We start from the raw sequence: 8,397 nt of genomic DNA on the forward strand, positions 1-8,397 counted from the left end.
TTGCGGTAGCATCGAGGTGTCCGCCATGCAGGCCGCCAAGGCGGCGCTGCAACTGCAGATTCGCAGTCGTCTGGCCGCCGATTATGGGGCGGCACAGGCGGCAGCAAACGCCTTGCAGGATGCGCAGACGCTGGCACAGACCGCACGGACGGTCTATACCATGACCCGCAAGGGCTATCTCGCCGGTGCGGAAAGCGCACTGGCGTTACAACAAGCGGAGAATGGCTGGGTGCAGGCCCAGTTGCAAAGCGCGGGCGCCGCCATCCGCGCCCGCCTGACACGTGAGCAACTGACATTGGATAGTGGCTTGTTGCCAGATCAAAGGAAGCTGTCATGACCCCCCGCAAACGCTCAATGATCCACATTTCTCCACGCTGGTCCGCCGTTATAGGCCTCACTACCCTGTTCTGGCTGACCGGCATGAGCGCGGCTTGGGCACTGCCGGTACGCGTGGCCGTTGTCGCCTCCGCGCCGGCCCAACAGGAGAACACCGTACTCGCCACCGTCGAGAGCAACGGTCAAGTGACCCTGACCGCCGCGGTGACCGGCCGGGTGCTCGGCCCGCTGCTGCCTGCCGGACAAGTCCCTGCTGGCGCTCTGGTGGCGCATATCGCGCCGCCTGGCCTGCGGGCGACCATCAGTGCCGCCCAGGCGCGGGCCGCTTTCAGCCGCAGCCAGTGGTTCCGTAACCGGAAACTCTATGCCGATGGTGTCCTCTCCCGGCAGGATGTGGAGCAGGCGAAACTAGCGCTGGACGAATCCCGGTCCGCCCTCCGCGTCTTGCAGGCGCAATCCAACGAGCAACAACTGACCGCCCCCTTCGCCGGGAGCCTGCATTATCTGGTGCCAGCCGGCGCGGTGGTCAACGCCGGCCAGCCCATCGCCACCCTCGCCGGCCGCGGAGCGCCCCGGGCGCACGCCTACGCCACGCCGTGGCGCAAGGGCTGCGGATGGGAACAGTGGTAGGGCTTGATGGCAGCAACTGGCGGGGGCATGGCAAGATTCGCTCCGTCGGGCAAAGCGCGCGGCATCTGGGTCTGGTGTCCGTCTACATCGACCTACCCGCGCGCAGCCCGTTACTGCCGGGTGAATGGCTGCAAGTAAGACTGCCCGCACCAGGGACGGATGCCTTCGTCTTACCGACCGCCAGCATCGTCATGCGTGGTGCCCGCGCCGAGGTATTCGCTGTTCGCCACGGGCGGGCGGTCGTGATACCCGTCCGCATCGTCGCCAGCCGTGGTGATCGCACCTGGGTCAGCGGTGATCTCCGGGTCGGGGAACTCGTCGTACGCTCCGGCAACGCCCGCCTCATCGCCGGCACCCCCGTGCAGGTCCAGAAGCCATGAAGCGTTATCTGGAGTTCCTCTGGGAAAATCGCTTCAGCGTCATCCTCGCCGCCCTGTTTTTGCTGGCGGCCGGCTGGTTCGCCTTAAAAAGCCTGCCGGAAAGCGTGTTTCCCAATGTCGATTTCCCGCGCGTGGCGGTGCTGGTCAACGACGGCAGCCTGCCGGTCAAGTTCATGGAGGTCGAGATCACCCGACCGCTGGAGGCACTAGCCAAGGGTCAGCCGGGCGTCCGGCTGGTGCGCTCGCAAACTGGTAACGGGCTGACCAAGCTCAATGTCTACTTCAATCCCGGCATCAATCCGCAGACCGCTTATCTCATGCTGCAGGCCCGCCTCTCGCAGGTTCGCTTACCCGTCGGCGCGCAGATGCGGGTGACGCGCATGGCACCTTACACCTACCCCTTCGCCGAATATGCGCTGGTGTCCAATCGGCAGGACAGCTCGGCGATGATGCCGACTTTCGCCTTCCAGGTTCGCCCTGCCCTGCTGGCGATTCCCGGCGTCTACCAGGTGCAGGGCACCGGCCGCGGCTGGCCGCAGGTGCATATCGATCTGAACCCGGTGCGCCTGGCGCAATATCACCTGACGGCACAGCAGGTGATCGACACCCTCCGCCTCGCCCAGGGGCCATTTTTCTCCGGCATTCTGCACGCCTATCACCAGCAATTTATCGTCGCCACGACACCACGGCCGGTGGACACGGCGCATCTGGCCACCCTGACCCTGCCCCTCGGCCCGGCCAATGCCGAAGGCATCCGCGCCCCGCTGGCGTTGGGCGCACTGGGACAGGTGCGGGTCGGTCCGCCGCCCTTACTCACCGATGCCGCCGTTCCCGGCTACCGCCATGCCCTGATCATCGACGTACTCTCCCAATCGAGAGCCAACGATGTGAATGTCGCCCGTGCCGTGCAGAGCCGACTGGCGGCATTGCGGGCGCACCTGCCACCCGGTGTACAACTGGTGCCGATCTATGACTTGAGCCATCTGATCAGCAGCAGCCTGCGCGATGTCTGGATCGCCCTCGGGCTCGGCAGTCTGATAGCCTGGCTGGTGGTCCTGGCGTTTTTGGGTCGTTTCGACGGGGCAGTGGCGACCCTGGTAGTGGTGCCACTGGCGCTGGCGGCCACTTTTCTGGTGCTGCATGCGCTGGGCTACGGGCTCAACATCATGACGCTCGGCGGCTTGACAGCGGCGATTGGCGCGCTGGTGGATCATGCCATCGTGGTGGTCGAACGCGGACTCCACGGCCTGCACGGCGACCGCACCTCACGACGACGGTTAGCCTTGCGCCGCGCCGCCGAAATTCTGCCGCTGATGACCCTGGCCACCCTCACCTCCTGCCTGATCTTTCTGCCGCTGATTTTTTTGTCCGGCACGCTGGGGCTCCTGTTCCGGCATATGGCGCTGGCCATCGTCATTGCGCTGCTGACTTCGCAAATCGTCGCCCTGCTGGTGACGCCGGTGCTGGCCGCCTGGCTCGCCGGGCGCCCGCATCAGAACCGACGAAATGGCGCTGAGCGCTGGTTACGCCGACATTTCAGCCGCTGGCTGATTTTCGGCATGCGCCGCCCGTGGTGGGCTATTCCGGTAGTCCTGCTCCTCGCGGTCGCGGGATGGCTGACGCTGACCACCTTGCCCACCGCCTTCCTGCCCCATTGGGACGAGGGCGTAATCTCGGTGCCCTTCCGCACCCCCGTCGGCAGCAGCGTGGCGGAAACCACCCGCGTGGGGCGCGATTTCATGCGGGTGGCGTTGGAGAATCCCAATGTGGAGCGGGCATCGCTGATGGTCGGGCGCGGCTTCCAGTTCCTCCATGCACCGGCCAACAAGGGGGCCATCGCCATCGTCCTCAAACCCAATCACGCGCAGAGCACCGAGGCAGTGATGCGCACGTTGCATGTACAGTTCCGTCAGATGGCTCCAAATCTGCTATCCTTGACGCTCCACCAAACGATGATCGTACGCCTGGGTAATCTCTCGGGTGCCCACGCGCCGCTGGTGGTTTATCTCTTCGGCTCGGATTCCGCCACACTGCGTGCACAGGGCGCGCGTCTGGCGGCGGCATTGCGCCAGAGCCATTCCTTTGAGTCCGTGAACTTCAAGTCACCCTCTGCTGGTCCGGAGTTGGAGATTACCCCGTCACCACTGGCCGCGATCTATGGCATTACCCCACCGGAGCTCGCCGGCCAGGTCAAAGCGCGTTTCTGGGGGCGGCAGGCAGGCTTCCTCCTGCACGGCGAGCAGATTCTGCCGATTCGCGTCAGCCTCGCCGGCCACGATTTCACCCCACGCAAGATGGACGCCCTCCCCATTCGCTTGCCGGACGGAAGCTTTACTCCGCTGGCGAGCATCGCTAGCGTTCATGTGCAGGGCGCGATACCCTTCGTGACCCATCAGAATCTGGTGCCTGACGCCTACGTCTGGCTGCAGCCGAAGCCCGGTGAGGGACTGGCGCAGGCCGCCGTCAAGGCACGCGCGGTGGTAGCGGGCCTGCATCTGCCGACGAACGTGACGACCCTGCTCGGCGGCTACTATCGCCAGCAGTCGCAGAGCTTTCAGCAGATGGCGCTGATACTGGGCGGCGCGCTGGCCTTGCTCCTGATCTTGCTCGGCTTTCAGTTCAGCAGTCAGCGCGCCGCCATCTCCGCACTGCTGGCCATTGCGCTAGCGGCACCGGGGGCGCTGCTGGCGCTGCTGCTGCTCGGCATCGATCTCGATAGCACCGCCTTTCTCGGCGTGCTGCTGGTTTTTGCCATTGCCGTCAATAATGTAATCCTGATTTTTGCGCGCGCCCGGCAACTCGGTGGTCCGCAACCGCGCCCCGCCGTGGTCGCCCTCGCCGCCCGCCAGCGCCTGCGCCCCATCCTGATGACTATGCTCGCCGACGTCTTCGGCTTTCTGCCACTGGCCATCGGCGTCGGCCACGGCACCGACCTGCTCAAGCCCCTCGCGGTAGCGGTCATGGGTGGTCTGCTGCTGTCGGTGTTCATGTCTTTGTGGCTGGCGCCAGTACTATATGCCGCATGGCCCGCCAGGCGCCCACTGTTGGGCCCGGACCAGCGGACCAATTTCCTTGCCTGAAGGGGCAACAAAAACTATATTTCGATAGCGTTGATATTTCACTGGAGGTGCGAGATGTCTAAAAAATCATTTTTAATTCCGATCTTCGGCGTCGTCCTATGTCTGCCGACCGGGGTTGCCCTCGCTGCGGATGCGGGCCCGGTTGCCGGACAGGTTCAAAACCAAATGATGTATGGCAGCCAGTTGATGACCCCCAAGGAACGTGTGGAGTATCGTGCCAAATTGCGTGCAGCCAAGACCATCCAGGAACGCGAACGGATACGTCAGGAACACCACGAAGAAATGATGGAATTGGCCAAGAAAAGAGGGGTAACCTTACCCGCCGTACCGCCCGCAGGTGGTGCCGGCATGGGTCCCGGTCGTATGAATGGCGGCGCCGGTATGGGTAGCGGCGCGGCAGGCATGGGTCCTGGTGCGGGAATGATGGGAACCGGAGCGGGTGGTGGAATGGGTGTCGGTCCGCGGCGCTAGGGCACAGCACGCCCCTGCGCAAAAAAGTTAAATCCCCGGCAGGTCCACTCCTTGACCCCCCAGGCGAGGAGCAGTCAGGGCACCTGCGCCTTCCCGTCGGCGAGGTGTAGGTTACGTATTAGCGGTAAATCCGGGGTATAAGCTGCCCGACCCCAACAACAGGATTCCCATGTCACGCCTCCATACCCTGCAGCGTCCTGGCATTCAGGCTGCCCTTCTGTCAGCATTTCTCTTCGGCGCAGGCACGCCGCTGGCGAAGATTCTGCTGACGTCGGTGAGTCCGTGGATGCTGGCTGGACTCCTCTATCTGGGCTCAGGTCTGGGCCTGACGCTCTATCGCTGGTTGCGACGTGCCGAATCCGTGCGGCTATCGCGCCGGGATGCCTTCTGGTTTGCCGCTTCGGTGCTGTCCGGCGGGATCATGGCGCCGGTGCTGTTCATGATCGGCTTGCACGGGTCGGCAGCTTCGACCGCTTCTTTATTATTAAATGCGGAGGCGGTGTTTACCACGCTGCTGGCATGGTGGGTATTCAAGGAAAGTTTTGACCGGCGCATTGCCTGGGGCATGGTGGCGATTGTGCTGGGGATGGTCCTCCTCAGTTGGCCGGGGCAGGTACATTTTGATCATCTGTGGTCCGCCGCCGCCATCATCGGCGCCTGCTTCGCCTGGAGCGTGGACAACAACCTGACCCGCAAGGTGTCCTTGACCGATACCACTTGGATCGCTGCCAATAAAGGCTGGGTGGCGGGCAGCGTCAATCTCGGTCTGGCGCTGTTACTCGGTGACCGCCTGCCTGCCCTGCCGAACGCGGCGGCGGCAATGCTGCTCGGGTTTTTCGCCTATGGCGTCAGCCTCGCCCTTTTTGTGGTCGGCCTGCGCCATCTCGGCAGTGCGCGGACGGGAGCGTATTTTTCCAGCGCACCCTTTGTCGGTGCCGTACTCAGCGTGATGCTCGGCGCTCCGGTCGGCCCGCTCTTACTGATTGCCGGGGCGCTGATGGGTTGGGGTATCTGGATGCATCTCACCGAACGTCACGAACATACCCATACCCATACCCTTATGGAACATGATCATACCCATGTGCATGGAGCACATCACCAGCACCCGCATGCGGTTCCGGTGGCGCCAGGAGTCCGTCATCGCCACCCGCACCAGCACGAAGAGCTAACCCACAACCACGCCCACGCGCCAGACATGCACCACCTCCACAGGCATTGAACGCCCCCAGGATTATACAGTACCCGTCCTTCAGATCATGGGCTGCCCGTGTCGGAAAATGGCGATTTTCACGCTAATCAGAGGCGAATTACAACGCTTGCCTGATGCCAGGATGCAGATCCCCTGAACGTCGACGCGTACTGTATCCATTAAGGGAAAATAACTGTTTACTTCGTCTTGCTGCCAATAGTCTGCAGACGCAATAAAAGAGCCGGATTAATGCCCAGATTATCCATCAATGAATGGTTATAGGCACGATCAATGAGATACTGACAAAGGTCCATCAAGCGCAGGAGGGATGCGATGGCCTTGCCTGCCACCTGTGTATCCTGCATATTTCTGGAGACTACTTCTGGCAACGCGGCCCTCAGGAAGCTCATGCTTGCCGCCACAAACAGCGGTGGCACCCGGACCCTGACATGCGCCTCGCCGATTTTTTCCTGACGGCGAATGAAATCTTCACCGTAATCGCCCGCAAACAGTTCTTTCATCCAGGCGATGTGCGTTTTTTGGAGTACATCCAGACGGCCATCCAGATAAGGCGCCGTTTGCGGGTCTTCCTGCAACACCTCATAAAAGCGCCCGGTCAGCGCCGGGATGGCCGGGGTGATCCATTCCCCGACACGGATAAGCATATCTTGGTCCTCTTTGCTGAGGCCGCTTATATTGCAGAACGTCAAAATGTTAACGTCGTTATTCTCTATTTCCATTTTTCATCCCAAACATGAAGAAGCGCTTCGCGACGTCTGATCCCCATATTTCCAGACAAACGCAGTCGAAGCAGGGCCGTAGTCTACAAGGCATTATAAATCTGCGGAAGGGGCCGCCTCCCGCACTATTTCCTCGACCAGCTTGCTGGTGACGAGCAGTACAGGGGGGCATCCAGTGGCGGCACGTCGGGTTCCGCGATGATCAATGCCACGGTACCACTGCGAGACCATGCAGGGCGTCAGATGACTTCGCGACCGTATAACGAATTTGACCGGCAACCTTACTGCCTTTTCTAGGTTTGTTGCCAAATGGTTATCAGAAAGGAGAGACAGCCTGTATCGGATCAACTGCTGGTTTACCCCATCTCGTCCGGCAGGTATCCTGCCCTCTCGGAGATCGGGGTGGCCCGGGGTTGAGTTTGCCACCGCTTGAGCGCGCCCGTAGCCGCCATCGCCCCCCTAATGGCACGGTGACAACCAGTATCAAAGGGTCCAGACCATGCGTATTCCTGGGTGGCTTACCACTTTTAGGTGCCACCGCGAGATAGCGCGCATAGCAGTCATGTCCAGGCTGCCATGATTCTGATGCATGGAAAATCACCCTCAACATACTGAACAGGAGAGCCTATGACATTGCTGTCGACGTCTCAAATACCATCCCATCAGAAATACCGTGCATACATTATAGTTACTATAACTTTCATTTTTATTACCGGGCTCACACCATTCACATGCGCCTTCGCCAACACAGCTAAAAAGCCAAAACTCTGGTCAGGGAGCGTGGCATTCGGATTTTCCAGCGCCACGGGAACATACCCATCCTTAAATCTCCACAGTAACGACTGGGCACGCTGGCAATATCACCGTTGGGAAAATCGTGCGCATGTGAGCTACAATTATACTGCCGCATCGACGGCGGTTTATGCCAATCGCCTCGTTCTGGAGAATCAATTTCGATATTACTTCAAACCAAATGTTCACTATGTTTTCGGTGATATACGTTATGACCGCAATCAATTTAATGGATATTATTACCATCTGATAGAAACCATAGGCGAAGGCAATATCGTACCTATCGACAAAACCATGTCCATAGATTACCAGGGAGGCATCGGTGCTCAGGAAGACCAGCCTATAGGCATGAAACGTCAAACCAACCCAGCCGCTCGTTTGGCGGTGGGTTATCAGTGGCACCTGACCCGTCATGCAACTTTCAAGGAATCCATAACCGCCCTGCTATCAACAGCCAACAACAATACCTATGAGTCGGTTACCAGCCTTCAATCCCGGCTGTATGGTCCATTAGCCTTACAACTATCTTATACCGCCTCATACAATGAGTTTCCCGTGATCAGTTATTATAAAAAATTTAACACCATTACTGCTGCGGATTTGAAATACCACTTTTAGTCACTCAGGGCTATGCGGCGCAAAATCAGGCAGGGCGATTCAGGAGAGAGATGCTGGGTAACTATCTGTTTAATATGGCGGAGAGGGTGGGATTCGAACCCACGTGGGGTTGCCCCCCATCCGATTTCGAGTCGGCGCCGTTATGGCCACTTCGGTACCTC

At 60.3% G+C, this 8,397-nt stretch carries 7 protein-coding genes and 1 pseudogene; 7 read left to right on the forward strand and 1 reads right to left on the reverse strand.

From position 1 onward, the window contains the following. The 6 genes and pseudogenes from Q0C48_RS04315 to Q0C48_RS04340 all read left to right on the forward strand — a co-directional run. A pseudogene (locus Q0C48_RS04315) lies at window positions 1-337 on the forward strand (TolC family protein); the annotation flags it as partial. Then, complete coding sequence (locus Q0C48_RS04320; protein ID WP_291521896.1) at window positions 334-966, forward strand: hypothetical protein; 633 nt, start codon at window positions 334-336, stop codon at window positions 964-966. The pseudogene Q0C48_RS04315 and the gene Q0C48_RS04320, both read left to right, overlap by 4 nt. Then, window positions 951-1,346, forward strand: coding sequence for a hypothetical protein (locus Q0C48_RS04325; protein WP_291521898.1), 396 nt, complete (start codon window positions 951-953; stop codon window positions 1,344-1,346). Before Q0C48_RS04320 ends, Q0C48_RS04325 begins: the two co-directional genes overlap by 16 nt. After that, window positions 1,343-4,426, forward strand: a complete 3,084-nt coding sequence (locus tag Q0C48_RS04330; RefSeq protein ID WP_291521899.1) for an efflux RND transporter permease subunit — start codon at window positions 1,343-1,345, stop codon at window positions 4,424-4,426. The genes Q0C48_RS04325 and Q0C48_RS04330 overlap by 4 nt, the downstream gene beginning before the upstream one ends. A gap of 54 nt (window positions 4,427-4,480) precedes the next feature. Further along, entirely contained in the window at window positions 4,481-4,897 is a 417-nt protein-coding gene (locus tag Q0C48_RS04335) for a hypothetical protein (protein WP_291521902.1), read from the forward strand. 169 nt (window positions 4,898-5,066) lie between these two features. Then, the gene (locus Q0C48_RS04340; RefSeq protein WP_291521904.1) at window positions 5,067-6,116 is read left to right on the forward strand and encodes an EamA family transporter; all 1,050 of its coding nucleotides are present in this window, start codon (window positions 5,067-5,069) and stop codon (window positions 6,114-6,116) included. 167 nt (window positions 6,117-6,283) lie between these two features. On the opposite strand, the gene Q0C48_RS04345 is transcribed toward Q0C48_RS04340, so the two are convergent. Next, window positions 6,284-6,826, reverse strand: coding sequence for a protoglobin domain-containing protein (locus Q0C48_RS04345; protein ID WP_291521906.1), 543 nt, complete (start codon window positions 6,824-6,826; stop codon window positions 6,284-6,286). Between the two features lie 627 nt (window positions 6,827-7,453). Here Q0C48_RS04345 and Q0C48_RS04350 point away from each other — a divergent pair. Further along, entirely contained in the window at window positions 7,454-8,236 is a 783-nt protein-coding gene (locus tag Q0C48_RS04350) for a DUF481 domain-containing protein (protein WP_291521908.1), read from the forward strand. Window positions 8,237-8,397 lie beyond the last annotated feature (161 nt).

It is taken from the genome of Acidithiobacillus sp., assembly GCF_023255755.1.
Classification (GTDB): domain Bacteria; phylum Pseudomonadota; class Gammaproteobacteria; order Acidithiobacillales; family Acidithiobacillaceae; genus Acidithiobacillus.